The following is a 25,668-nucleotide window of genomic DNA, read 5'->3' on the forward strand; positions in this document are numbered from 1 at the left end:
GCTCTTCCGGCAGCCTTGTCAGCCCGGGCAATCTGGCGGGTTTTTTCATCACCATAAAATGTATTGTTGTGGGGAATATTCGCTATTTAATGTAACAAAGAGCCATGAATCTGACCATTCGGCAGTTGCGCTATGTCTGCGAAGTCGCCCGCCTGGGCAGCGTGCTGGCGGCCTCCAGATCGCTCTACATCTCGCAATCCTCCATCCTCGCGGCGATCACTCTGGCCGAGGCCGGGATGGGGGCGCGCATTTTCGACAGGCGGCCGGCGCGCGGCGTCTCCATCACGCCGGCCGGCCAACGCTTCGTCGCCGCCGCCCGCATCATGCTGGCGGCGGAAACGGAGTTCAACCGGTCGATCGGAGACCTCAACGGGCGCGTGCCGAAGGTCCTGCGCATCGGCTGCTTCGAGCCGTTCGGCGCGCTGTTCATGCCGGAGATGCTGCGCAGCTACCTCGACAACGTCGGCGATGTCGAGATCGACCTTGTCGAGGCCGACCAGGTCCAGTTGCAGGAACGGCTTGTCGCCGGCCAGATCGATCTGGCCATTCTCTACGACATCGGTCCAATCGGTATCGACAGCGTCACCCGCATCTGCAAGGTACCGGCGCATGCCGTGCTCAATGCAGACGATCCCCTTGCCGCGCGCGACGGCATCTGGCTGGCGGAACTGGCGGCACGGCCGCTGGTGCTGCTCGACCTGCCGCACACGGCGACCTATCTCCTGACCCTGTTCGACGTGCTGGCGAAACGGCCGGAGGTGCGCTTTCGCACGCGCTCCTACGAAACGGTGCGCTCGGCCGTCGCATCCGGCTTCGGCATGGCCGTCCTCAACATGCGGCCGATCGGTCGCGCCACCGCCGATGGCGAGGAGATCGTTCGAAGACCAATCCTCGATGAACTGCCGCCACCGACGCTGATCGTCGCCGACATGTACGGTTCGGCAAAGCCACTCTTCGTGCGTGTCTTCATCGACATGTTCCATCGCTTTTTCAGCGCGGTGGGCCCTTCGGGCTTTTCGGTGACGACGCCGGAGCGCGAACCTTTTCTACTGGTCGCCAGGGAGGATGGCTGAGCCGCCCCCTTGGCGTTGCGGACATTTACAGGACTGGCGTTGCAACCGCGCCGGAGGTGCGGGTTCCTGATCGAGGTGTTCGAGATCGACGGGCGGCCCGGCGACAACTCTTCGGTGCGCGCCCACGTTTTCACCCGCACCAATGCTCAGTCGCCTGCTCGCAGGTTGGAGCGGAGACGGCACTTTTCGAGACGGCTTGGGCACGCCGTCGAACGCCGCAAAGTGCAAGAAATCGCCTACCGGCGCGACAAATGACGAAACCGGCGCGTAGATTGCATGAGCACTGGCCATTGCCGCTAAACTGAAGTTTTGGCGCAACCACTCGGTTGCGGGCGCGTTTGTGAGCAAGGGCATCGATTGGAGGGATAGATTCGTCAACAGTTCCAAGCACAAGCGCCCGGATTACGAAACTCGCTGCGGTGCGCTGGCTCGCGCTGTGGTTATGCTTGGGAACCTGTTCCAGCTGCTCGGGAGCCCAGTCGGCGCTTGATCCGGCCGGAGAGGAAGCGCGCCAGATCGCTGACCTTTTCTGGCTCATGGCCATTGCTGGCGGTTTTATCTGGCTGACGGTCATCGGTCTTCTGGTCCACGCGACGCGTCATGAGCGCACTCCCATAGACGAGCGTATTGCAAGCCGGCTAATTTTCTGGGGCGGGGCAGCCATTCCTTCGCTACTCCTCTTTCTCTTGCTAGGCTATGCGCTTTGGTTGATGCCTGGACTGAGACCTTTCGCACGAGCCGGCGAAGCCAATGGTCTCAGGATCGAAGTGACCGGTGAGCAATTCTGGTGGCGGGTCGCCTACCACCCGGCTGACGGCGGAGTTCCTATTCTTTCCGCCAACGAGATCAGGCTGCCGGTTGGCGAGCGCGTCGAGTTCTTGCTGAAAAGCACCGACGTCATCCATTCCTTCTGGATTCCCGCGCTCGGTGGCAAGATGGACATGATCCCGGGTCGCGTGAATCGGCTCTCGTTGCTGGCTACCAAACCTGGCACCTACCGCGGCCCTTGCGCGGAATATTGCGGGACCTCGCACGCGCTGATGACCTTCACGGCCGTCGCCATGCAGCCCGCTGCCTTCCGGGAATGGCTGGCTGTGCGGGCGAACCCTTCGCCCGGCGCATCCTTGCCCGGACGCGACATATTCCTTCGCAACGGCTGCGGCGCGTGCCACCGCGTTGCGGGCACACAAGCTGAGGGTGGTGTCGGCCCGGATCTCTCGCATATGGGTTCGCGGGGAACGATTGGTGCCGGCGTTTTGCCCACCGACGATGAGGCCGTTCGTAGCTTCATCGCCCATCCGCATTTGATCAAGCCGGGTTCGAAGATGCCCGACTTCAACATGTTGCCCCAACAGGACATCGCCGAAATCGCCTCCTGGCTGAAGGGGCTCGAATGACAACCCTCAAAGCCCGCATCAAGCGAAACGCCTTGCCCTCCGCAGAGAAGATCGAGGAAGAACAGCTGCGCCTCGTCTGGAAGACGCCGATCGGCTGGCGTTACTGGACTTCGGTCAACAATACGCAGGTTGGCCTCTGGTACGGGGGTGCGGCCTTTGCCTTCATGCTGTTTGGCGGCGTGCTGGCGCTTCTTGTGCGCACGCAACTCGCGGTTCCGGGAAACAATTTCCTCTCTGCCGACTTCTATAACCAGGCCTTCACGCTGCACGGCACCGTGATGATGTTCCTGTTTGCCGTGCCCATCTTCGAGGCCGTCGCCATCTTTCTGCTGCCGCCAATGCTCGGTGCGCGTGAACTGCCATTTCCCCGTCTCGGCGCCTTCGGCTTCTGGAGCTTTCTGATCGGCGGTGTCTTCGTTTGCGGTTCGATCTTCTTCGACGCCGCTCCCTCTTCAGGCTGGTTCATGTATCCGCCTCTTGCCACTGACAAGGCATATTCCGGCATTGGTGCCGACATCTGGCTGCTGGGCCTCTCCTTTATCGAAGTCGCCTCCATTGCTGCGGCGGTCGAACTGATCGTCGGCATCATGAAGTGCCGCGCGCCGGGCATGCGCATCAACCTAATGCCACTGTTCGCCTGGTACCTGCTGATCGTCGCGGGCATGATCCTATTCGCTTTTCCGCCGCTGATCGCCGGCGACATCCTGTTTGAGATGCAGCGCATGTTCGACTGGCCGTTCTTCGACCCGACGCGGGGCGGCGACCCACTGCTGTGGCAACACCTGTTCTGGATCTTCGGGCACCCCGAGGTCTACATCATCTTCTTGCCCGCCATCGCGCTGATGGCGATGATCGTGCCAACCTTTTCGCAACGTCCGATCGTCGGCTATTCCTGGATCGTGCTTGCCGCTGTCGGCACCGGCTTCCTATCGTTCGGCCTCTGGGTCCACCACATGTTCGCGACCGGCCTGCCGCAGATCTCGCTGGCATTCTTCTCGGCCGCCTCGGAAGCGGTCGCGATTCCAACCGGCGTGCAGATCTTCGTCTTCATCGCCACCATGCTGGCCGGACGTGTCATCTTCTCGGTGCCGATGCTGTTTGGCGCTGGCGGGCTCGCTATCTTCGTCATCGGCGGGCTGACCGGCGTGATGGTCGCGCTCGTGCCGTTCGACTGGCAGGCGCACGATACCTATTTTATCGTCGCACATCTGCATTACGTGCTGATCGGTGGAATGCTGTTCCCGCTGGTCGCCGGCGTTTACTATTACTATCCGCTGATCAATGCGCGGATGCTCTCGCCCCGTCTCGGGCGCACCGCCTTCTGGCTGATGTTTGCCGGCTTCAACGTCGCCTTCTTTCCGATGCATCTCAGCGGCCTGCGCGGGATGCCGCGCCGCGTCTTCACCTACCCCGAGGGGATCGGTTGGGACTGGCTGAATCTCATCTCCACGATCGGCGCCTATGTTTTCGCGGCAGGGGTGCTGGTGGTTGTCTTCGATGTTGTACGGCCGAAGCATCGCGAACCTCGCAGCGAGCAGAATCCGTGGAAGGCGGGCACGCTCGAATGGCTGAACGAGCCCGAGGAGAACTGGGGCGTTCGATCCATTCCGATCATCGAGAGCCGGTATCCGCTTTGGGACCAGGCGGATCTGATGCAAAAGGTCAATGAGGGCGCCTATTATCTTCGCAGTGCCAAGGAGAATCGCCGCGAGACGCTCATCACCTCGGTGCTCGACGCCCATCCGCTGCAGTGCCAGCGCGTGGCGACATCAACCACGATCACAATAATCTCGGCCGCATTGCTCGGCGGCGTCTTCGTCGCGCTCACCTTCGAACTCTGGATCCTTGCCCTATTGTCGGGCATCGGCACGCTCTCTGCCATTTTGTGGTGGCTCTGGACCGGCACCGGCGAAACCCCGGAAAAGAAGACCAAGGATGTCGGCCTTGGACTGCGCTTGCCGCTCTATGCCTCCGGCCCGGATTCTGTTGGCTGGTGGGCGATGTTCATTACGATGGTTGGCGACGGAACTGCCTTCGCCAGCCTCATCTTCGGCTATTTCTTCTACTGGACCATCCATCCCGACTTCACTCTGGGGCAGCCGGGTCCCGGTATGCGGTGGCCGATGATCGCGCTGTCTCTCTTCGTCGCCGCATGGGTCGCGATGCTTGGTGCGCGCCGACTGAACGCAAGCGGGTGGATCGACGGCGCACGCGTTGCGCTTGTTGCCGCGTTTCTGCTGACGCTTGCTGCCTCTGCAGCCGGTTTTGCCGGACCTTGGCAGCATGACATGCAGCCGACCGCGCATGTCTATCCGGCGATCGTCTGGATTCTCGTCATCTGGGCGCTTGCTCATGCCGCGGTCGGATCCGTCATGCAGCTCTATTGCCTTGCGCGCAGCCTCGCCGGTCGCCTGACGCGGGAGCACGACATGGAACTGCACAACGTCGCGCTCTACTGGCATTTTATGGCGATCACCGCTGTCATCACCTTCGCCGTCATCGGCCTTTTCCCTGAAGCGATGTGAGACGGTGATGCGCATCATTCCCAAAGAGGTCGAAACGCTCTGGACGCTCTTCACCGCGCCCGTGATCTGGGCCGGACATTTCCTCGCCTGTTACGCACTGGCCGCAATCTGGTGTGCAAAGCGCGGTGACCTCGGTTTCGCTGTCGTCCAGGCTGGCATAGTGGCTATGACGCTGGCGGCACTCGCGATGATCGTCTTGTCCGGGTGGCTCGCCTGGAGGCAGTGGGGCTTCGGCACGAACGATCCGCCGCACGACGATCCCACAGCGACGGACCGCAACCTCTTCCAGGGGTTTGCCACGCTGCTGCTTTGCGGCCTGAGCTTCGTCGCCGTGCTCTACGTGGCGCTGCCGCTGCTCTTCATCGACGGATGCTCCTCATGAGGACGGCAAGCCTGTTGCTGGGCTTCGTCACCCTCGCGCTGGTCTGGGCGGGACCGCTGCTCGATGCGTGGCGTGGCTCGTTCGCGGCCCACATGCTTGCCCACATGGGCGTCGTCGCGATCGCGGCGCCGCTGATCGCGATCGGTATTGCCAGGACGATACGCTCCGTGGCCACCGCCGCTCCCCTTATCGCCTCTCTCGTCGAACTGATTGTCGTCTGGGGCTGGCATGCGCCGGCTGCGCGCCAGTGGGCCGAGACATCGACCATCGCCACCATGATCGAGCAGGTGTCCTTCCTTGGCGCCGGACTGTTCCTGTGGCTGACGTGCGTGGCGCCGCGCAATTCCGATGCGCCGGCTAGGGACGCTGCCGGCGCCTTCGCGTTGCTCCTGACCTCCATCCACATGACGTTGCTTGGCGCGCTGCTCTCGCTCGCCTCGCGACCGCTCTATGGCCTCGGCGATGTGACGTGCTTCGGCCTCGTGCTCGGGGCGGGACAGGACCAGGCGCTCGGCGGCATCATCATGTTGATGATCGGCGCTGCCGCTTACCTCGCTGGAGGCGTCTTCCTGCTTGCCAGGCTCCTAGGCGGCAAAACCGAGAGGCTGGCCGGCTGATGCACGTCAACTGGAAACACTTGGCGATAGGCCTGGCGATTTTGCCGGTCGCCGTGCTTTTCGCGACCTGGATCGGCTTCTTCAACGTTGGCGCCTCGACCGGCCACTGGAAGGTGACCGAGTGGTTCCTCCACTTCGCCATGCGCTCGGCCGTACGGACATACGCACTCACGGTCAAGGTGCCGGACGAGCTGCCGCGCTACGCTATTCAGCCGGCTGCCGGCCATTTCGCGCGCGGCTGCGCCATCTGCCACGGCGCGCCCGGCGAACCGCGATCGCCCGCCGTCCTTGCGATGCTGCCGCAGCCGCCGGACCTTGTCGGTAAGGTCGGCGAATGGACGGACGCCGAACTCTTCCGCATCGTCCAGCACGGCGTGCGCTTCACCGGCATGCCGGCCTGGCCGACGCAGCAGCGCGACGATGAAGTCTGGGCGATGGTTGCCTTCCTGCGCGAACTGCCGATGATGGACCAGGCGCGGTGGCGCGACCTTGCTTATGGCAGTAGCGAACCGCCGACTGGCCAAACACGAGGCCTCGAACGCGCACTCGCCGACTGTACCCGCTGCCACGGCACGGATGGGCTCGGCCGGAGCCCCGCAACGCCCGTCTTGGCCTCTCAGCGCGAAACCTATCTTCTTGAAAGTTTGAGAGCCTACGCTGCCGGCCACCGCCAGAGCGGTGTCATGGGAATTTCTGTCACCGCTGTCGACCCTGCACTCCTCGCCGATCTCGCGCGGCATTTTTCCGCGCTGCCTGCGCCTGCAACGTCGACGCAACCGGACCGTGCCCGGATCGCGCGTGCCGATGAGATCGCGCGACGCGGCATTCCGGAGCGCGACGTTCCGGCATGCCTGGGTTGCCACGGTCGTCCGGACCGCAACCCCATCTATCCGGAACTGTCCGGACAGCCCGCCAAATACATTGCGACCCAGCTCGAGCTTTTCCGCGAGGAAAAGCGCAGCGGCACGCGCTTCGCCCATCTGATGCGCAACGCTGCTAAAAACCTCTCGGACGAAGATATTGCCGCACTGGCCGCCTATTTCGCGCAAATGTCGCGTGCCGCCGCAACCGGAACGCCCTGATGGCGTTACGTCACTGTCCCAATCTCGGGAATATCTGATGCGAAAAATTCTCGGCGTTTTACTCGTTATTGTCGCCTTCGTCGTAATCGCGGGGGCGAGCTTGTTCTTCTTCTCGCGCGAACAGGCCACCGTTCCGATCGAGCAGACCTACGGTCCAAACCCGACGCTCGCCGAACCCAATCCGACCTGGATACCCACGGTCCACGTTGCCGAGGCGACCCCTTGGCCCCAAGGCAAGATGCCGGTCGCCGCCCAAGGCTTCGCCGTCAACGAATTCGCTGGCGGCCTCGACCATCCGCGCTGGCTGCACGTGCTGCCCAATGGCGACGTGCTGGTCGCCGAAAGCAACGCGCCGCCAAAACCTGACGAAGGTTTTTCCATACGTGGCTGGTTCATGAACCTGTTCCAGAGCCGGGCTGGCGCCGAGGTGCGGAGCGCCAACCGTATCTCGCTGTTACGCGACGAGAACGGCGATGGCGTGGCTGAGACCAGGACAGCCCTCCTCAGCAGCCTCTTCTCGCCCTTCGGCATGACGCTGCTCGACGGCAAGCTCTATGTCGCCAATGCCGACGCGGTCGTCACTTTCCCCTATCGCGACGGCACCACCGAGATCACTGCTCCGTCCGAGAAGATCGTCGACCTTCCGGCCGGCCGCAATCACCATTGGACCAAGGACGTCATTGCCAGTCCGGACGGAACGAAGCTCTATGCCACCGTGGGCTCCAACTCCAATGTCGGCGAAAACGGCATGGAGGAGGAAGAAGGCCGCGCCGCCGTGCACGAAATCGACCTCGCGACGCGGCAGACGCGGCTCTTTGCGTCGGGTCTGCGCAACCCGAACGGCCTCTCCTGGAACCCTGAAAGCGGGGAACTCTGGGCGGTCGTCAACGAGCGTGACGAGATCGGCAGCGACCTCGTTCCCGACTACATGACATCGGTCAGGGATGGCGCCTTCTACGGCTGGCCCTACAGCTATTTCGGCCAACACATCGATGTCAGGGCGCAGCCACCACGTCCGGACCTCGTCGGCAAGGCGATCGTGCCCGACTACGCACTCGGGGCGCACACCGGGTCGCTTGGGCTCACCTTCAACACCGCCGACCTGTTCGGCCCGCACATGAAGAATGGCGCCTTTGTCGGCCAGCATGGTTCATGGAATCGCATGCCGCGAAGCGGCTACAAGGTGATCTTCGTGCCGTTTGCCGACGGCAAGCCGTCGGGGCCGCCACAGGACGTGCTCACCGGATTTCTGAGCAACGATGACAAGGCATTCGGCCGTCCGGTTGGCGTCGCCATCGACCGAACTGGCGCATTGCTGATCGCGGATGATGTGGGCAACAAGATTTGGCGGATTATCCCGGCGGCCGACTAGGCCGGCGCGTTGCTTCGGCGCGTGGAAGGGTTGGGCTCATGGGCCAAAACGACCGAGGAGCCGAGCGGATCGTCACCATTTTTGGCGAAACAGGGTTTCTCGGGGGACGATCGAGATGCCGATGGCGCTCGGTCTGGTTGGCGGCGCCACCAGACGCGTCCGCTGCCCACATCGCGCTCAAGATCCTCGGGGTGAAGGGTGCGCAGGAACTGGCCGAGGCGGCGGTGACCGTCGGCCTGGCACAGAACATGGCGGCGATCCCGGCGCTGGCCAACTTATCCTGAATGAGTGTGCGAGAAGAATGCATGGCTCCAAGTTGGCTTGCGGTTTGCGCGCCCAAGGCTGGTTTGATCAACTGCACACCAGGACCGTGACGATAATTGAAACCGTCGCGAGCTCCGGCCCTTGGGCCAAACGGCCACATAAGTTTATTCGTTTTTGACCAATACGCGCCGGCGGATTCCTGTAATCTTCAGAAAAACACCGGGCTAACCGGGGCCAACCAGAAAGGTCGGGGAATGAAATACGTCGTCGATACGATCGGCGGTCCCACAGGCGGTGATGCCTGGCAAGCCGCTGTTACCGAAGCCTATTTTCCGCTCGACACCGAGTATCGGAACCGTCGTGAATTTTCAGGCACGCTGGAAACCTTCTCGCTTGGGCTCGTCAGCGTGTCTAAAATGCGCTGCGATGCCGTAAGCTATCGCCGCCATCGCCGCCACTTCCTCAACGAACGTGACGCCAGCCTGCTCATCACCATCCCGGAGATGTCGGAGGTGAATTTCTCGCAAGGGTCGAGGACCGTCAATTGCGGTCCGGGGGGCTTCCTCGTTGAGAGGGGAGATGCGCCTTACGAATTCTGGCACGGTAAGCCCAACGCGCTGTGGGTCCTGAAGGTGCCGTCGTCGAGCGTTCGGGCGCGGATCGGGTCTGCCGAACGGCTCAGTGCGCTCAGTTTCGACGCAACCCAAGGCGTCGCCGCGCTCTTCCTTGACACGGTGCGAACCACGATCGGCCATGTCGATGAGATCACTGAAGTCGCTCGTGAGATGATGGGCAGGCACATCCTGGAAATGCTGTGCCTGTCGATCGTGAGCGACGATCGCGTGCTGGACAGCAGCATCTCGTCGATCCGGGCCGGCCATTTGCATCGTGCCGAGCAGTATATTCGCGACAATCTGAAGAATTCCGGCCTCGGCCCGCAGGCGGTGGCCGATGCCTGCGGGATTTCCCTGCGTTACCTGCAGGTTCTTTTTCAGGACAGCAACCAGTCGATCAACGGCTTCATCCGCGACGCCCGGCTTGAGCTTTGCTCCGAGGAACTGATGTCGGTGACCAACATCAGCAGCGTTGCCGAGATTGCTTACCGCTGGGGCTTTGCCGACCAGTCTCAATTCTGCAAGCACTACCGGACGCGGTTCGGTTGCGCACCGACTGATACCCGTCGCGAAGCAGCGAACCGGGCAGGCCGCGCTTCGACCTCAAGAGAGCGGCACTAGACCCGGCGAAATCCGGGCCAATTCCCATAATCTATTGCGACGCCGCCCCGGCAAGGGCGGCGAAAGCCGGGCCTTGCCCGCAAATATCCCGCGAAGGAACTGTCATGAGCAGAATAAGAGTTGCCGTCGATGTCGGAGGGACTTTCACCGACATTTGCATCATGGACGAAGATAGCGGCGCGATCCGCATCGAGAAGACCGCCTCCACGCCTGACGATCCCATGCAGGCGATCATGAATGGCGTGGAGCAGGGCCGCATCGATCTTTCGGAGGTGACGCTGTTCTCTCATGGTACGACGGTCGCCACCAATGCGCTGATCACCCGCCGCCTGCCACGCACCGCAATGGTCTGCACCGAGGGTTTCCGTGATGTTGTCGAGATCCGCCGCGCCAACAAGGAAGACCTCTGGGACACCTACAAGGATGTCGCCAAGCCCTATATCCCGCGCCGCGACCGGCTGACGGTCCGGGAACGGGTCAGTGCCGAGGGCACGATCCTGGAAGCACTGGACGAAGAGGCCGCTCACCGCGTCGCGGAAATTCTCGTCAAACGGCAGGTCAAGTCCATCGCCGTCTGCTTCATGAACTCCTATGTCAACGGCGCCAATGAGCGCCGCATGCGTGAGATTCTGAAGGAGGCCATGCCGGATCTGCCGGTTTCGATCTCCTCGGAGGTGATGCCGGAAATCTTCGAGCACGAGCGTTTTTCCACCACCATGGCCAACGCCGTCTGCGCCCCGGTCGTCGTCGACTACGTGTCGCGTCTCGGAGAAAAGCTTGCCGCGGCCGGATACAAGCGAGATCTCCTGTTGCTGCACAGCGGTGGCGGGGTCATGACACCCGCAAGCGTCAGGGATTTCTCAGCCCGGCTCGCAGGATCGGGCATTGCCGCCGGTGCGATCGCAAGCCGCTTCATCGGAAATCTCTGTGGCTTCCAGAACTCGATCGGCTTCGACATGGGCGGCACCAGCACCGACGTCTCGCTCGCATGGAACGGGGAGTCGCGCATCACAAAAGACTGGTACATCGAATTCGGATATCCGATCCGCTTCCCCTCCATCGAGGTGCTGACCATCGGCGCGGGCGGCGGTTCGTTGGCATGGCAGGACGAGGGCGGCAGCTTGCGCAACGGACCGCAGTCCGCCGGCGCGTTTCCGGGCCCTGCCTGTTACAAGAATGGCAACCGCACCGCCACCAACACCGACGCCAATGTCGTGCTCGGTCGTCTCGGCACCAGCCTTGCGGGCGGCAAGATCACGCTCGACCCCGCTCTGGCCGCCCAGGCGGTGCAGGAGACTGTGGCGACACCCTTCAGCATGGAACTCCACCAAGCGGCCGAGGCGATCATCGCTGTCGCCAACGCCAATATGGGCAATGCCGTCCGGCTTCTCTCCATCAGCCGGGGCTATGACCCACGAGACTTTGCGCTCGTCGCATTCGGCGGTGCAGGCGCTTTGCACGGAGCGGCCGTGGCGAAGGAGCTTTCGATTCCAACCGTGATCGTGCCGCCCAATCCTGGCGTCACCTCCGCGCTCGGTTGCCTTCTCGTCGACGTGCAGCATGATTTCTCCGAAAGCTTCATGGCCGATGCTTCGACGGTCTCGCCCGCCGAGATGCAGACGGCCTTTGTTCTGATGGAAGAACAGGCGGTTGAGCGCCTGACCCATGAGGGCGTGGCGCGCGAAGACATGGCGCTGCAGCGTACGGTCGAGATGATGTACCAGGGCCAGTGGCGCTCACTCGCGGTGTCAGCCCCGGCGCGGATCGAGAGCATCTGCTCGCTGATAGAGGCATTCCACAACGAGCACGAACGCGAGTTCAACTACCGCCGCGAAGAGGCGCCGGTGTCGATCTTCCGCATCGCGGTCAAGGCGATCGGCATCGTACCGAAAGCCGAGATGCCGCGGCATGAAGTCTTGCCGCACAAGCCACAGCCGGTCGGCCGCCGCGGCGTCTGGTTCGACGGCGTATCTCATGATGCGGCTGTCTATGAACGCGACCAACTCAGCGCCGGCGCTGCCTTTGCGGGACCCGCCATCGTCGAACAGTTCGATTCCACCACCGTGGTTCCGCCGGGAATGAGCGCCACCGTCGACGACTTCCTGAACATTCTCATCGTGACGAAAGGCTGAGACATGACAAAGCTGATTGAAACGAGCCCTGGCCTCGATCCGGTAACGTTCGAGGTGCTGAAAAACTCCTTCATCACCACCGTCGACCAGATGGCAGAACAGATGCTTCGCACCTGCTATTCCTTCGTCATCTACAACCGAGACTTTTCGAACGCCCTGCACGACGCCGATGGCAACTCCGTTGCCCAGGGCAACTACGACATCGCGGTCCATGTCGGCACACTGCACAACACATGCAAGGAGGTGATCCGGGTCTTCGAAGGCGATATGGCACCCGGTGACGTCTACGCTATCAACGATCCCTATGCCGGCGGTACGCATTTCAGCGATGTTCGGCTCGTCCGACCGATCTTCGATGAAGACAAACTGATCGGCTTCTCCCAGTCGAACGGACACTGGTCGGATCTCGGCGGCTCGGTGCCGGGTTCCTTCGACGTCACCGCCCGCGACATGTTTCGCGAAGGCCTGCGGATCACGCCGTTGCGCCTTTTCCAGCGCGGCCGCTTCTGCTCCGACGTCGCCAACATGATCGCGGCCAACACGCGCGATCCCGCGTCGATCATTGGCGACATCCATTCCCAGGCGCAGGCGACGCAGGCCGCCGAGCGCGAACTGTTGCGGCTGGTCAAGAAGTACGGACGCGGCCAGGTCATGCGCGGGATGGAGGAGGTTCAGGACTACGTCGAACGTGCCGTGCGAAAGCGTCTCGCGGAGCTGCCCGACGGCACTTGGGAGACGGTCGACTACATCGACCGGGATCTCGGTGCCGGCGAAGGCATGATCCCGATCCGCATCAAGATGACGATCAAGGGCGACACGATCCACTACGACTTTACGGGAAGCCATTCGACCATTGCCTCGATGTACAATTCCGCCCCGGGCGCGACCTTCTCGGCCGTGGTCGCCGGCATGAAAACCTTCTTTCCGGACCTCCCGCTCAACAGCGGATTTTACCGGATGATCGAGGTGACTGCGCCAAAGAACAGCATCGTCAGTGCGGAATGGCCGGTGGCGGTGACCGGGTTCCTGATGCCGTTCGAAAAGATCATGAACGCGATCTTCGAGATGTGGTCGAAGATCATGCCCGAACGCGCTATCGCCTGCGCCTTCAACCTCGAATATCTGCTGGCCGGGGGACGGGACGCGCGCAAACCCGAAAAGCCGATCTTCATGTTCTACGAATGGCTGCCGGGCGGTTGGGGCGGGCGCAACGGCAAGGATGGTGCCGATGTCACCACCGCCTGCTTCGGAACCGGGTTGATGTCGCAACCGAACGAAGGCAACGAACGGGTGAATCCGACTCGGACGGTCGAGTTCCAGATCAAGCAGGATTCAGCCGGGCCCGGCAAATGGCGGGGCGGCGTCGGCGTGCAGAAGACCTCGTTGCTGCTTGAGGCTGAAAATGCCGTCATGTCCTATATTTGCGACCGCGAGCGCGCTGTCGTCTGGGGTGTCGAAGGAGGCCTGCCGTCGATGCCCCACGGCTTGACCATGAAGCGCGCCGGAGAAGAGACCGAGATCTGGCTCGGCTCCGTATTCTCCGATTACTCCGTCCACACAGGCGACCAGTTCGCTCGTCCGACGGCCGGCGGCGGCGGTTTCGGCGATCCACTGCAGCGCGAGCCCCGCAAGGTGATGGAGGACGTGATCGACGACTACGTTTCCCTGGAGCGCGCCAAGACTGACTACGGCGTGGTGATCCGCGAAATCGACCGCGACCTGTGCCAGTACGAAATCGACGGGACGGCAACCGAAGCCTGCCGTGCCGACATCCGGGCGAAACGGAAGGACTGGGCACGCATGGATCCTGAGGAGGTCGCGCGCAAATATCGCTCCGGCGAGATCGATACGCTCGATGCGGTTCGGCACTATGCCGTGATCCTCGACTGGGAGACTGGCGAACTCCTCCCCAGAACCACCGCCCAGTTCCGTGAGAGCTTTGAGAAACGCACGGTCGCTCACTGGGCCTGAGCGCCAAAGAGCACGCCGCAGAGTTATCTGTTTTTTCGATACGATACTCAAAGAATTACTATTTCACAGGAGCCTAAAGCTGGAGCAACAATGCTGCAGCGCCGCGAAAGTTGGCTGCTTCCGAGGGGTATGACAGATGGCACCAAGCGTGGAACGATCGTTCACCGCAGCCAGCACGATTGAAGAGGCAATGGCCGCACGCCGGCAAGGCGCGGCGGTGCTTGCCGGCGGCACCTGGATGATGCGTGATCCACGGCGCGGGGTCGACCTTCCCGAGGCGGTGGTCGCACTCCACCGAATACCCGCCTTGTCCAAGGTCGAAATCGAACCGGACCATGTCGTGATCGGCGCAGCCGTTACCCATGCAGTCCTTGGCCGCGCGTTGCACGGGGCAGTGGGCTTCGAAGGTCTGGTTGCCGCGGCGGAGAATGCGGCCAATCCCGGCATCCGAAGGGTCGCCACCGTGGGCGGCAACCTTTGTGCCCTCGACTTTGCCGCCGCCGATCTCGCCCCTGCGCTTCTCGTCTGTGAGGCGGCGGTGGAACTGGAGACGTTCGAAGGCCCAAAACTTCTCGGTATTTCAGATTTCCTCAAAGACAGGTATGCGCTGCTGGCCGAAGCGATTGTGACGAGAATTCATCTGCGCCGCGACCTTGTCGCAAGTGCTCATATCCGCCTGCCGCTTCGGAAAGCCGGCGACTATCCGGTCGCCGTCGTCTCGCTTGCGGTAGACAAGGACAAACGATGTCGCATCGCCGTCGGCTCGGTGGAGCCGGTAGCGCGGCGCTGGACGGCGCTCGAACAGGCCATGAGGGCAGGCCCGGCCTATGCGCTCGATCCGGAACGCACCGCCGAGCTTGCACTGGAGCACAATGATTTTCAGGGCCGCGACGGTAAGGAGGCGGAGGGTTGGTACCGCCGCCAGGTTCTTCCGCCGCTGGTCAAACGCGGTGTTGCCGCACTTCTCAAGACTGGGGGCCTGGCATGACCGTGACATTCCAGCTGAATGGCGAGGACTGCCGCTTTGATGGCGATCCGATGACGCCGCTCGTCGACATCTTGCGGCAGGAACGATTCCTGACGGGGACCAAAGCCGTGTGCCGCGAAGGCTTTTGCGGCGCGTGCACGGTGCATGTCGACGACGAAGCGGTGCCGTCCTGCCTGAAGCCGATTGGCCTCGTCCAGGGATGCGCGGTGACGACCATCGAGGGATTGAGTTTCGGAAGCCAGGCGCTGCACCCGCTCCAGGCCAATTTCGAGGCGGTCGATGCCGTGCAATGCGGCATGTGTTTTCCAGGAATGGTCATGAGCCTTTCGGCGTTCGTGCGTGACAATCCGCATGCGAGCCGTCCCGAAATCAAGGCCGCGATGGCCGGCAACATCTGCCGCTGCACGGGATATGAGCGGATCGTCGACGCCGTGGCCGACTGCCTTGACCAAGCGCGGAAGGCTGGCCAGTTGGCGGGAGGCATACATGTCTGAGCTGTCCGCCACCGTGATGAATCTTCCCCGCCGCGATGCGCAGGACAAGCTGCGCGGGCGGACGAAATACACCAACGACCGGGTTCGCCCCGACATGTTGCATGCCGTGCTGCTGCGGTCGACCGTTCCCGCGGGGCGTATCCGCAAGCTCGACGTTTCGGCGGCACTTCGCTGTCCTGGCGTGCGCGCGGTGGCGACCGGCGCCGACGCGCCAGGGCTCTACGGCATCGGCATTGCCGACCATCCGCTCCTGGCCATCGACACGATCCGCTATCACGGTGAACCAATCGCCGTCGTCGCCGCCGAGACGGAGAAGCAGGCGCGGGCGGCACTTGCCGCCATCATGCTCGAGGTCGAGCCGCTGGCACCGGTGCTCACCATGGCCGACGCGCTCCAGCCCGGCGCCCGTCTCGTCCACGAGGGCTGGCGCGGCTACGAGGTGATCACCGAGGGCGGTGCACGTGCCGGCAACATCGCATGGGAGGCAAAATCCAGCCGCGGTGACGTCGATGCGGCCTTCGCCCGTCCCGACATACGCATTGTCGAGAGCAGCTTTACCGTCGGCCGGCAGAGCCATGTGCCCTTCGAACCGCGCGTTGCCATCGGCTCCTGGGAGGACGGCCGTGCTCACATACAGACCTCGACGCAGGTGCCTTGGACCGTGCGCAACGTCACCGGAAGGGTCATGCAGCTTCCGCCCGGGCGTGTGCGGGTCACTGTACCCCCTGTCGGCGGCGGGTTCGGCCTGAAATTCGATGCATCCATCGAGCCTATCACTGCAGTTCTGGCGCGGATGACCGGGCGCACGGTGGTCCTGGAAAATACCCGGCAGGAAGAGATGGCAACCTGCCTCTGCCGCGAGAATGCGGAAATCCGCATCCGGTCCGCTGTCACTGCCGAAGGATACATCGCCGGGCGCGAGGCGGTCGTGCTGATGGACTGCGGTGCGTATGGAGGCGAACAGGTTTTTCTGACGACGATGACGGCGCACACGCTGGGCGGCAATTACAGGGTTGGCGCAACGCGGCTCGTCAGCCGCGCCGTATACACCAACACACCACCCAACGGTGCTTTCCGGGCTTGCAACGGCGTCTACAACACATTCGCTTTGGAGCGACACACCGACGAAATCTGTGATGCGCTAGGCTTCGACCCGATGGAGTTCCGGAAGAAAAATGTCCTGGGAGATGGTGATCTCGGTGCCACGGGCCAGGTTTTCGAGGCCGACGTGCTGGGTCCGATGCTCGATCGCATGGAGACACTGCGCGCCAGTACCGGTACATCAGAGGCCGAGGCCGACGGCAGGCTCTATGGTATTGCAACCACGGTCGGCACATGGTTCGTTTTCGTCGGGCCTTCGGCGGCGACGGTGAATTTGAACGCCGACGGCAGTGCAACACTGGTCACGTCGGGTGTGGAGATCGGATCTGGCACGATGGTGCAATCCCTGCCGCAGATCGTGGCCGGGCAACTCGGCCTCGCTCCCGACCAGGTGATCGTGCGCGAAGCCGACACCGATGCCGCCGGTCTCGATGTCGGCGTTGGCGGCGGACGAACCACCGTGTCCATCGGCGCGGCAAGTGTGGCTGCCTGCGCGGAAGTGCGGGAAAAGCTGCTGCGGACCGCCGGCGAGATGCTCCAGACCCGACCGGAAGACTTGGTGCTGCGGGATGGTCGTGTCGAGATCGCGGGACGTCCCGGCTCCGGCATGTCGATCCCCGCTGTCGTCGCCCATGCGCAGGCAACCACCGGCCCGGTCACCGGAAGCGGAGCCTTTACCGCCAGGAACACTCCGGCAATGTCCGGCTGCGCGATGGGGCACTTCATCGATGCGCTCGACATCCCCGTCTTCGTTGTCCACGAGGCCGAGGTGGCGGTTGATCCGGACACCGGTCATGTCGAGGTGCTGGCCTATCGCGTGGTGCAGGATGTCGGCCGCGCACTCAACCCGCGCGCGGTCATGGGCCAGATACAGGGTGGTGTCGTGCAGGGTCTCGGCTACGCCCTGCATGAGGAGGTGACGATCACCGCTGACGGACGTATCGCGCAGGACGATTTCGAGACCTATCGCCTGCCGCTGGCGCAGGACGTGGTTCCGGTCGCCGCCGACCTCTACGAGGGCGCTCCGTCGATGGGGCCTCTAGGCACCAAGGGCGCGGGCGAGGTCCCGATCCTGGCCGTGGGCGCGGCGATCGGCTGCGCTGTGGCACGCGCTATCGGCAAGCCGGTGCGGCAGCTGCCACTGACGCCGCCGCGCGTGCTTCGACTGCTGCACGAGCGCGAACCGCCGCCGGAATTCCCCCACATCGCCCACGGCTGGGCGTCGAACACTCTGGGCTGAGGCAAGCAAACCATGGTCACCCTGAACTGCGACATGGGGGAAAGTTACGGCAACTGGCGTTTCGGCGACGATGCCGGCATCATGCCCCACATCGATTGCGCCAACATCGCATGCGGCTTCCACGCCTCCGATCCATGGACGATGCTGAAGACCGTGCGGCTCGCGCTTTCGCACGGAAAGCAGGTTGGCGCGCATCCGTCCCTTCCCGATCGCGAGGGGTTCGGCCGGCGCGAGATGAAACTTCAGCCCGAGGAACTGACAGCCGCCTTCCTCTACCAAATCGGTGCGCTGACAGGAATGCTGGCCGCCGAGGGCGGGCAGCTCAGCCATGTCAAGCCGCATGGCATCATCTACGGCATGGCCGCGCACGACGTGGACACTGCCCGGGCGATTGCCGCGGCGGTCAAGCCGTTCGGCGTCCCTCTCTTCGGCCTGGCGGGAACCTGTCACGAGACGGCGGCAGCCGAACTCGGCGTCGCCTTCGTGGGCGAGTTCTTTCCCGATCTTGCCTACGCTCCCGGCGGCAGCCTGATCATTCCGCGCGTCCAGTCGGCCATCGACCTGACGCTTGCCGAGCACCGCATGGTGGGGGCGCTTACCCGACGCGAACTCGTCACGACAGACGGTACGATCCGCCCGGTCGACTTCGACACCGTCTGCATCCACTCCGATCCTCCGAATGCGCGCGACGTCGCCGCGCTGATGCGGCGGATCATCGACACCCATTCCAACAGCCTGCCATGATTCATTTCCCGAATCGTGAAAGCTCCACGCATGGGATCGAGGACTATCTCGCACTCACCTCCCGAACCATTTCCCCAAGCCGCTGAGGACTTCCATGGATGCGCTTTCCAACTCTCTCGCCGCCGCCGACATCGCCACCTCCATGCACCCCTACACAAACCTGCGTCAGCACGAGGAAACCGGGCCGCTGATCATCAGCCGCGGCGACGGCATCCGTGTGTATGACGAACGCGGCAAGGAATACATCGAAGGGCTCGCCGGGCTGTGGTCGGTGGGCGTCGGCTTTTCGGAAAAGCGGTTGGCCGACGCTGCCTACCAGCAAATGCTGAAGCTGCCCTACTACCACACCTTCTCCTCCAAGGCGCATGAGCCATCCATCCGGCTCGCTGAGAAACTCGTGGAGATGACGCCGGAAAACCTGACGCGTGTCTTCTTCACGTCGTCGGGCTCGGAAGCCAACGACACCATCGTCAAGATGATGTGGTTCATGAACAACGCGCTGGGCCGGCCAAAAAAGAAGAAATTCCTGGCACGGACCAAGGGCTATCACGGCATCACCGTCGCCTCCGGCAGCCTGACGGGCCTGCCGGTCAACCATCGCGACTTCGATCTGCCGGCGATTCCCGTTCGCCATTTGACCTGCCCGCACTTCTATCGCTTCGGCATGGAAGGCGAAGACGAAGCCGCCTTCACGGCGCGTCTGCTCGCCGAGCTGGAAGCGGCGATCGCGGAAGAAGGGGCTGACACCATTGCAGCCTTTATAGGAGAGCCGCTCATGGCAGCCGGCGGCGTTCTGCCGCCGCCGGTCGGGTACTGGGAAGGCGTGGAGAAAATCTGCCGGGCAAATGATATCATCCTGATAGCAGACGAGGTGATCTGTGGTTTCGGGCGGCTTGGTACGCCTTTCGGCGCTCAGAAATACGGCTTCACGCCTGATATCATGACGGTCTCCAAGCAAATCACGTCGTCTTATATGCCGCTTGCCGCCGTCATTTTCTCCGATGCGATCTATCAGGCGATCGCCGACAACACCGCAACGATCGGCAATTTCGGCCACGGCTTCACGGCGTCGGGTCATCCGGTCGCGACGGCGGTGGGTCTCGAAAACCTCGCCATCTTCGAGGAGCGGGACTTGATCGGAAACGCGGCCCGCCTTGAGACGTCGTTCCAGGCCGGCATCCGCTCATTCGCCGATCACCCGCTTGTCGGCGAAGCGCGGGGCACCGGTCTTATCGGCGCCGTGGAGCTGGTGGCAGACAAGGCGACGAAACGCCCCTTCGCCAAGGTTGGGCGCGCAGGGAGTATCGCAGCGGGAATCGGCCACGAGGAAGGCCTCATCTTCCGCGCCATCGGCGACCAGCTCGCGCTCTGTCCGCCGATGATCTCGACAGAAGACGATGTGAAGGAAATCATGACGCGCATGGGCCGGACGCTTGAGCGCCTGACCGGTGCGGTTGCCAAGGAGGGACTTGAATGACCCGCATGAAAGCCGAACCGGTCATCCATATCGACGACGAACGCTTTCGGGTCACCGAATGGCGCTTTGCCACCGGGGCCGAGACCGGCTGGCACATCCATGGCCATGACTACGTCATCGTGCCGCTTACGGACGGCAAGCTCGGTCTCGAAGGCCCCGACGGCGCGCAGTCGCAAGCCGCTCTCACTCAAGGGGTGCCCTACTCGCGGCGGACGGGTGTGGCCCACAATGTCATCAATGCCGGCGATGCGCCGCTCGCCTTTCTCGAGGTCGAGGTCGTTGAGGCTGGCGATCTCGCAGCCAGGCGGCTCGCCGTGCTCGACCGGTTCCTCGCGGCCTGGAACGCTCGCGACGTGGGCGCGCTGATGGACTGCATGGTTGAGAATTGCGCTTTCCACGGCTCGGCCGGCCCCGATGCCGAAGGGCGCAAGCATGTGGGGCGTGACGCAGTGCGCGTCGCCTATGCAGCGCTGTTCGATGCCTTCCCGAAAGCCGCGTGGATCAGGGGACGGCACATCGTGACGGGCGACACCGGGCTTTCATCATGGCGCTTCGTCGGCACCACGGCAGCGGGGCAGCAAATCGAAGTCGACGGCTGCGATATCTTCGCTTTCTCGGGGGAGCTCATAGCGCTCAAGGATTCCTACCGCAAAGCGCGAGGGTAGCGAAAATCTGGATTCATCGGGCGACAAGGGCGGTCCAAACGGGCCGCCCTCGTTTTTTGCTCAAAGGCAATATCCTCAAAAGACGAAAGGCCCGGTCATCCCAAAGGAACAGGGCCTTCCGCATATGAAGGGCCGGGCTTACCCGGCCCATCTTCTCCTACTTGAGCAAGGCTTCCATCGGTACCGGCTCGGAAATCGTCCAGTTGCCTACAACACCCGGCTTGCCGGCCTTGGTCTCGACGATCAGGTACCGCGTCTGGTTCTGGTGATGCAGTTCCGGCGTGAAGGTACGAGGCCCGAACAGTGTCGGCTCATTCTTCATCTTTTCCAGTTCCGCGACGACCGCGTCGGCATCGGCCGTGCCTGCACGCTCCACCGCCTTGGCCCAGACGTCGACCATGACGTAACCCGGAAAGACATACTGGCTCGAGGGATCGGCGCCTGTCTTCTGCTTGTAGGTGGCATTGAACTTCAGCACGGCCGGATTGGGATCGTCGCCATAGATCGATCCCTGAACGGGGACGTAGAAGTTCGTCAGATCGGGCACAGCCGAGAGCCAATAGCTACCGTCGACGCCCGATCCATTCAGGATCATGGAATTGATACCCGCGGCGCGAAGCTGCTTGATGGCCGAGACGGCGCCCGGCATCATCGTGCAAAGCATGATCGCATCCGGCTCCTTCGGCAGAGACTTGATGCGGGTGATCTGCGCGGCGATGGAGGCATCCTCGTTCTTGAAGGTGTCTTCACCGACAAGCTTCGCGCCCTGGGCTTCGAGCTTCGGCATCATCCAGTCGAAGCCGTCGCAGATGCCCTTGTTGTAGGCCGTCCAGGTATCGAGCAGACGGTAGAAGTCCTTTGCGCCCTTTTCCTTGAATGCCCACTCGGCCATGGTCGCTCCCTGCACGGCCGCCAGCACCGACGCGGAGAAGCTGTGCGGGCCGACACCCTGGATGCCGGCCTTGACCGATTCCGCGCACAGGAAGAAGGAGATACGGCCTGCGTCCTCGGCCGCGAGCGCAGCCGGCGATCCGAAGTCGTAGTCGCAGGACACGACCACGAGATCCGCACCCTGGTCGAGCACGGAGAGGCCAGCCTTGGCGCCTTCGGCCCGGTCGGACTTGGTGTCGGCCTTGACGACCTTGATCTGCTTTCCAAGCAGACCGCCAGCCGCATTGATCTCGTCGATGCGGATCAAAGCCGCCTCCTGGGCAGGCTTGTCATAGGCTTCCATGAAGCCCGACTCCGCAGTGGCGAAGCCGATGACGATAGTCTTGTCATCGGCCAGGGCCGGGTATGCGATGGACATCGAGGCCAGAGCGGTTGCGACAATTCTCATTTTGTATGCCATGCACGTCTCCTTTTTTGTTTTCCGGTCGGGCTTGTGCCGCCGGTCACTTGTTGCGACTGCTGCGAGGTAAGGTGAGTTCGCGGTTGCCCATGAGTCCGGATGGGCGAAGCGCGAGGATCACGATCATGATGACGCCGAGGGCTATTTCCTGAACCCCTTTCGGGAGGGCGAACGTGGACTCGCCGAGCGATACGCCTGCCTCCAGCCAACGCAGCGCCTGGATGAGGGCGGACAGCAGGACGACACCCACCACACCACCCGACAGGCTGCCCATGCCGCCGACGACGAGCATGGAAAGGGTGATGAAGGTGAGACCGAGATAGAATGTATCGGGTGTGACCACGCCGATGGAATGAGCCATCAGCGCACCGCCCAGCCCCATCACCGCGCCCGATACGACGAACGCCACCAGTCTTTCCCTGGGAATGTCGATACCGGAAGCCGCGGCGGCGGTGGGCTCGTCGCGGGCAGCACGAAGGGCTAGGCCGGACCGGGAGATCGCGTGCACCCAGGCGATGAAGATTGCGACCACGGCGCCGATGAGATACGGCCAGATCACGCGCACGATCGGAATGCCGACGACCGACGAGGTCGCTCCGGTCACGCTCTCCCAGTTGGAATAAATTGTGTTGATCATGGCGAGCATCGCGAAGGTCGCGATCGATGCTGCGATGCCCGATAATCGCATCAGCACCCGCCCGAAGATGAGAGCGGCGAGGGCGGCGAACAATGCCGCCAGCACGGCCGATTGCCAGTAAGGCAATCGGGTCGCCAGCAGCCATTCGGGCAGTCCCGGCAACGAACCGCGTTTCATCATCGGGTTGATGGTGAGCCACGCGGCCGCGTAGGCGCCAAGGCAGGTGAAGCCGATATGCCCGAAGCTGAGAACGCCCGAATTTCCGATAAAGATGTATAGGCCCACGACGAGGATGACACGGACGAACACGTCGATCACCGTCTGGTTGAAGGGCCGCGATCCGGTCATCACCGTGATCAGCGCGATGGCCAGCAGCAGCAGAGAAAGCAGGACCGGCGTCAGGATTGTGCGGCGCGCAAGTGCGAAGCGGGCGGGCTTTTGCTTGGCAGCCGCGGCACCGGGAGCGGTAGAGTTGGCTAGGGAGGCGGCGACAGCCATGAAATCAGACCCTTTCCTTGGTGCCGCGCGCGGCAATAAGCCCTTGCGGGCGGAAGAGGAGGACGAGGATGACCGCTCCATAGACAAAGGCATCGCGGAATGGCCGGGCGTCGATGGGCAGCATGACCTGCATGATCACCGAGGCGGCACCCAGCAGGAAGCCGGCGAGCACGGCTCCCCCGAGGCTGCCGAGGCCGCCAATGACGGTGGCGATGAAGGCCATCAACATGATCGAGGCGCCCATCTGGATGTCCAGCGTGCCTGTCTGGGCGCCAAAGATCAGCGCAATGGCGGCGGCCAACGCGCCGGAGAGGGCGAACGCACCCATGATGACCCGGTTCGCACGCACACCCAGCATGCGGGCCATCGAGAAGTTCTCGGCCGCCGCCCGCATCTCCAGGCCGAAGCGGGTTTGACGCAGGAACAATGTCAGGCCGATCAGGATGACCATCGTGGCGACGATCGTTATGAGCTGGAGGAGGGGAAGCCGGGCACCAAGGATCTCCACCGGCTGGGACAATTCGGGCAGCAGCGAAATCGATTTCGGCCGACTGGAGAAAAGCATGAGCAGGAAGTAGCGAATAACGAAACCGAGCGCGAAGGAGGCGATCATCATGGTTGCCGGATTTGCCTGGCGGAACCGCCTGAAGACGACGATTTCGCACAGCACCGACAGCCCGGCCCCGCAGAGGAGCACGAAGGGCACCAGCAGGTACCACGGCAATTGGCCGGCGAAGACGATGGCCATGGCGTCTGTTGACGGCCATAGCAGCGCGAAGACGCAGAAGGCGATGACGTCGCCATGCGCGAAGTTCACGAGCCGCATCACGCCGAAGATGAGGGCAATGCCGAGCGCGCCGAGCGCGTACAGCGAGCCAAGCGAGAGTGCGTCGAACAGGATCTGAAGCATCTCAATTGTCCTCGTAGCCGAAATAGGCAGCCTGGATCGCCTCGCCGTTGCCGAGCGTCCGCGCGTCGCCATCGAGCACGATCTGTCCGCCACGCATCAGGATCATCCTCCCGCCCACCATCATCGCCCGGGCCGAGCTCTGCTCAACGATCAGGAGCGTGAGTTGGCGCTGCGCACGCAGCGCGATCAGCCGCTCGTAGACCTGGTCGTTGATGTTGGGGGCGAGGCCCAGCGAAGGCTCGTCAATGGCTACAAGCCGCGGATTGGTCATCAGCGCGCGTCCGATGACCAGCATTTGCTGCTGCCCGCCGGACAGCAATCCCGCCTGCCCGTGCCGCCTCTCTTTCAGCATCGGGAAGGTTGCGTAGACGGCTTCGAGTTCGTCGGCCGCTCGGCTGCGCCAGCCGCGTTCGCGGGCGTGCATGCCGGTTCCGACCAGGAGGTTCTCTTCGGTCGTCAGCGAGCCGAAGACATCGCGCCCCTCCGGCACCATGGAGAATCCGAGCCGGGCGATGTTTTCCGGCGCCTGGCCGGTGATCTCATGACCTGCAAGGTCGATCCGGCCGCCCGCCACCGGCGTAACACCGGCGATCGCGCGCAGCAGCGAAGACTTCCCGGCTCCGTTCGGGCCGGTGATGAACAGGATTTCTCCCTCGGCCATGGAGAAGGAGACATTTCGGACCGCCGTGAGACGGCTATAGCGAATAGTGATATCGGAAAGGGCGAGCAGGCTCATTCCATCGCCTCCAGAACAGGCAGGTCGGTGTTCGCGGCCGTGCCCATATAGGCGTGGCGCACCTTCTCGCTGTCGCGGATCGCCGCAGGCGGGCCTTCCTCGATGATCGCTCCGGAATCGAGCACGACGATATGCTGGCAAAGGCCGAGCACCAGCCCGACATTGTGCTCGATGAGCAGGACACCACAGCCGAGATCGGCGGCGATATGTCTTATCAGGGCCGAAAGCTCCCGCGCCTCCAGTGCACTCATGCCAGCCGCGGGCTCGTCGAGCAGGATGTATGCGGGCCGTCCCATCAGGGCGCGGCCAATGGCGACGCGGCGCTCGTCCGTATATGGCAACGTTCCGGCGATGCGGGTGCTCAGCGCACCGATGCCTATCCAGTCGAGCATCGCTTCCGCTTCGGCGATGGCAGCGCGCCGGCTCATTCCCAGGCCAACGCCGGTTACCTCCAAATTGTCCAGCACAGGCAAGTCGCGGAAGAGCCGCCCACCCTGGAAGGTGCGGGCGATGCCGCGCCGCCGGACCTGATGCGGCTTGAGACCCGTGAGTGCTGCGCCGTCGAGCTTGATGGTGCCTTCCGTCGGTGCCTGGAAGCCGGTCAGCACGTTGACGAGCGTGGTCTTGCCAGCGCCATTCGGGCCGATGAGGCCACTAATGCGGCCGGGCGTAATTTGGAGGTCTACCGATGACAGGGCCTTCAGCCCCGCAAACGATACCGAGACGTTCTCCGCGCTCAGATGACTCATGACCCTTTCCTTCTTTCTACCGACGGAA

22 protein-coding genes are annotated in these 25,668 nt (G+C 63.0%); 17 read left to right on the plus strand and 5 right to left on the minus strand.

The genetic code is table 11. The annotated features are described in order from the left end of the window. Positions 1-104: 104 nt before the first annotated feature. The 17 genes from NKI99_RS05575 to NKI99_RS05655 all read left to right on the plus strand — a co-directional run bounded on the left by NKI99_RS05575 (position 105) and on the right by NKI99_RS05655 (position 20,759). Positions 105-1,073, plus strand: a complete 969-nt coding sequence (locus NKI99_RS05575) for a LysR family transcriptional regulator (RefSeq protein WP_128302557.1) — start codon at positions 105-107, stop codon at positions 1,071-1,073. A 419-nt stretch (positions 1,074-1,492) separates the two neighbouring features. Next, on the plus strand, positions 1,493-2,470 hold the full coding sequence (gene coxB / locus NKI99_RS05580) for a cytochrome c oxidase subunit II (RefSeq protein WP_281040870.1): 978 nt from the start codon (positions 1,493-1,495) through the stop codon (positions 2,468-2,470). Next, positions 2,467-4,995 (plus strand): cytochrome c oxidase subunit I, encoded by a 2,529-nt coding sequence (ctaD, locus tag NKI99_RS05585; RefSeq protein WP_128302556.1) that lies wholly within the window; start codon positions 2,467-2,469, stop codon positions 4,993-4,995. Before coxB ends, ctaD begins: the two co-directional genes overlap by 4 nt. Before the next feature lie 7 nt (positions 4,996-5,002). After that, a complete protein-coding gene (locus tag NKI99_RS05590; RefSeq protein WP_127294296.1) occupies positions 5,003-5,377 on the plus strand; it encodes a hypothetical protein in 375 nt (124 codons plus the stop codon). Further along, positions 5,374-5,994 (plus strand): cytochrome c oxidase assembly protein, encoded by a 621-nt coding sequence (locus NKI99_RS05595; RefSeq protein WP_245486037.1) that lies wholly within the window; start codon positions 5,374-5,376, stop codon positions 5,992-5,994. Before NKI99_RS05590 ends, NKI99_RS05595 begins: the two co-directional genes overlap by 4 nt. 41 nt (positions 5,995-6,035) lie before the next feature. Then, positions 6,036-7,076 (plus strand): c-type cytochrome, encoded by a 1,041-nt coding sequence (locus NKI99_RS05600; protein WP_352553559.1) that lies wholly within the window; start codon positions 6,036-6,038, stop codon positions 7,074-7,076. A 37-nt stretch (positions 7,077-7,113) separates the two neighbouring features. Beyond that, the gene (locus tag NKI99_RS05605) at positions 7,114-8,448 is read left to right on the plus strand and encodes a PQQ-dependent sugar dehydrogenase (protein ID WP_352440680.1); all 1,335 of its coding nucleotides are present in this window, start codon (positions 7,114-7,116) and stop codon (positions 8,446-8,448) included. A gap of 38 nt (positions 8,449-8,486) precedes the next feature. After that, positions 8,487-8,732, plus strand: coding sequence for a hypothetical protein (locus NKI99_RS05610; RefSeq protein ID WP_245486035.1), 246 nt, complete (start codon positions 8,487-8,489; stop codon positions 8,730-8,732). Between the two features lie 234 nt (positions 8,733-8,966). Continuing rightward, a complete protein-coding gene (locus NKI99_RS05615; protein WP_023808993.1) occupies positions 8,967-9,947 on the plus strand; it encodes an AraC-like ligand-binding domain-containing protein in 981 nt (326 codons plus the stop codon). Positions 9,948-10,051: 104 nt separating this feature from the next. Next, on the plus strand, positions 10,052-12,079 hold the full coding sequence (locus NKI99_RS05620) for a hydantoinase/oxoprolinase family protein (RefSeq protein WP_352610064.1): 2,028 nt from the start codon (positions 10,052-10,054) through the stop codon (positions 12,077-12,079). Positions 12,080-12,082: 3 nt separating this feature from the next. Continuing rightward, complete coding sequence (locus NKI99_RS05625; protein ID WP_352610065.1) at positions 12,083-14,050, plus strand: hydantoinase B/oxoprolinase family protein; 1,968 nt, start codon at positions 12,083-12,085, stop codon at positions 14,048-14,050. A gap of 136 nt (positions 14,051-14,186) precedes the next feature. Then, complete coding sequence (locus NKI99_RS05630; RefSeq protein WP_352610067.1) at positions 14,187-15,038, plus strand: FAD binding domain-containing protein; 852 nt, start codon at positions 14,187-14,189, stop codon at positions 15,036-15,038. Further along, on the plus strand, positions 15,035-15,532 hold the full coding sequence (locus NKI99_RS05635; RefSeq protein WP_352610068.1) for a (2Fe-2S)-binding protein: 498 nt from the start codon (positions 15,035-15,037) through the stop codon (positions 15,530-15,532). Before NKI99_RS05630 ends, NKI99_RS05635 begins: the two co-directional genes overlap by 4 nt. Then, complete coding sequence (locus NKI99_RS05640) at positions 15,525-17,873, plus strand: xanthine dehydrogenase family protein molybdopterin-binding subunit (RefSeq protein WP_352610071.1); 2,349 nt, start codon at positions 15,525-15,527, stop codon at positions 17,871-17,873. The genes NKI99_RS05635 and NKI99_RS05640 overlap by 8 nt, the downstream gene beginning before the upstream one ends. Before the next feature lie 12 nt (positions 17,874-17,885). Further along, a complete protein-coding gene (locus tag NKI99_RS05645; protein WP_023808987.1) occupies positions 17,886-18,617 on the plus strand; it encodes a LamB/YcsF family protein in 732 nt (243 codons plus the stop codon). A gap of 94 nt (positions 18,618-18,711) precedes the next feature. Beyond that, positions 18,712-20,094, plus strand: a complete 1,383-nt coding sequence (locus NKI99_RS05650) for an aspartate aminotransferase family protein (protein ID WP_352440676.1) — start codon at positions 18,712-18,714, stop codon at positions 20,092-20,094. Then, entirely contained in the window at positions 20,091-20,759 is a 669-nt protein-coding gene (locus NKI99_RS05655) for a nuclear transport factor 2 family protein (protein WP_127294316.1), read from the plus strand. The genes NKI99_RS05650 and NKI99_RS05655 overlap by 4 nt, the downstream gene beginning before the upstream one ends. 157 nt (positions 20,760-20,916) lie before the next feature. Here the strand turns inward: NKI99_RS05655 and NKI99_RS05660 are convergent, their stop codons facing one another. The 5 genes from NKI99_RS05660 to NKI99_RS05680 are packed head-to-tail and all read right to left on the minus strand — an operon-like array spanning position 20,917 to position 25,640. Continuing rightward, a complete protein-coding gene (locus tag NKI99_RS05660) occupies positions 20,917-22,110 on the minus strand; it encodes an ABC transporter substrate-binding protein (RefSeq protein WP_023808984.1) in 1,194 nt (397 codons plus the stop codon). Between the two features lie 43 nt (positions 22,111-22,153). Beyond that, the gene (locus NKI99_RS05665; RefSeq protein WP_352440675.1) at positions 22,154-23,245 is read right to left on the minus strand and encodes a branched-chain amino acid ABC transporter permease; all 1,092 of its coding nucleotides are present in this window, start codon (positions 23,243-23,245) and stop codon (positions 22,154-22,156) included. Between the two features lie 4 nt (positions 23,246-23,249). Next, a complete protein-coding gene (locus NKI99_RS05670) occupies positions 23,250-24,155 on the minus strand; it encodes a branched-chain amino acid ABC transporter permease (protein ID WP_027036291.1) in 906 nt (301 codons plus the stop codon). A 1-nt stretch (position 24,156) separates the two neighbouring features. Next, the gene (locus NKI99_RS05675) at positions 24,157-24,891 is read right to left on the minus strand and encodes an ABC transporter ATP-binding protein (RefSeq protein ID WP_023808981.1); all 735 of its coding nucleotides are present in this window, start codon (positions 24,889-24,891) and stop codon (positions 24,157-24,159) included. Continuing rightward, positions 24,888-25,640 carry an ABC transporter ATP-binding protein gene (locus tag NKI99_RS05680; protein WP_023808980.1) on the minus strand — a complete coding sequence of 251 codons (753 nt, stop codon included), beginning with the start codon at positions 25,638-25,640 and terminating at the stop codon, positions 24,888-24,890. The genes NKI99_RS05675 and NKI99_RS05680 overlap by 4 nt, the downstream gene beginning before the upstream one ends. Positions 25,641-25,668: the final 28 nt, after the last annotated feature.

The sequence above is a fragment of the Mesorhizobium sp. M0239 genome, from assembly GCF_040321815.1.
GTDB lineage: Bacteria > Pseudomonadota > Alphaproteobacteria > Rhizobiales > Rhizobiaceae > Mesorhizobium.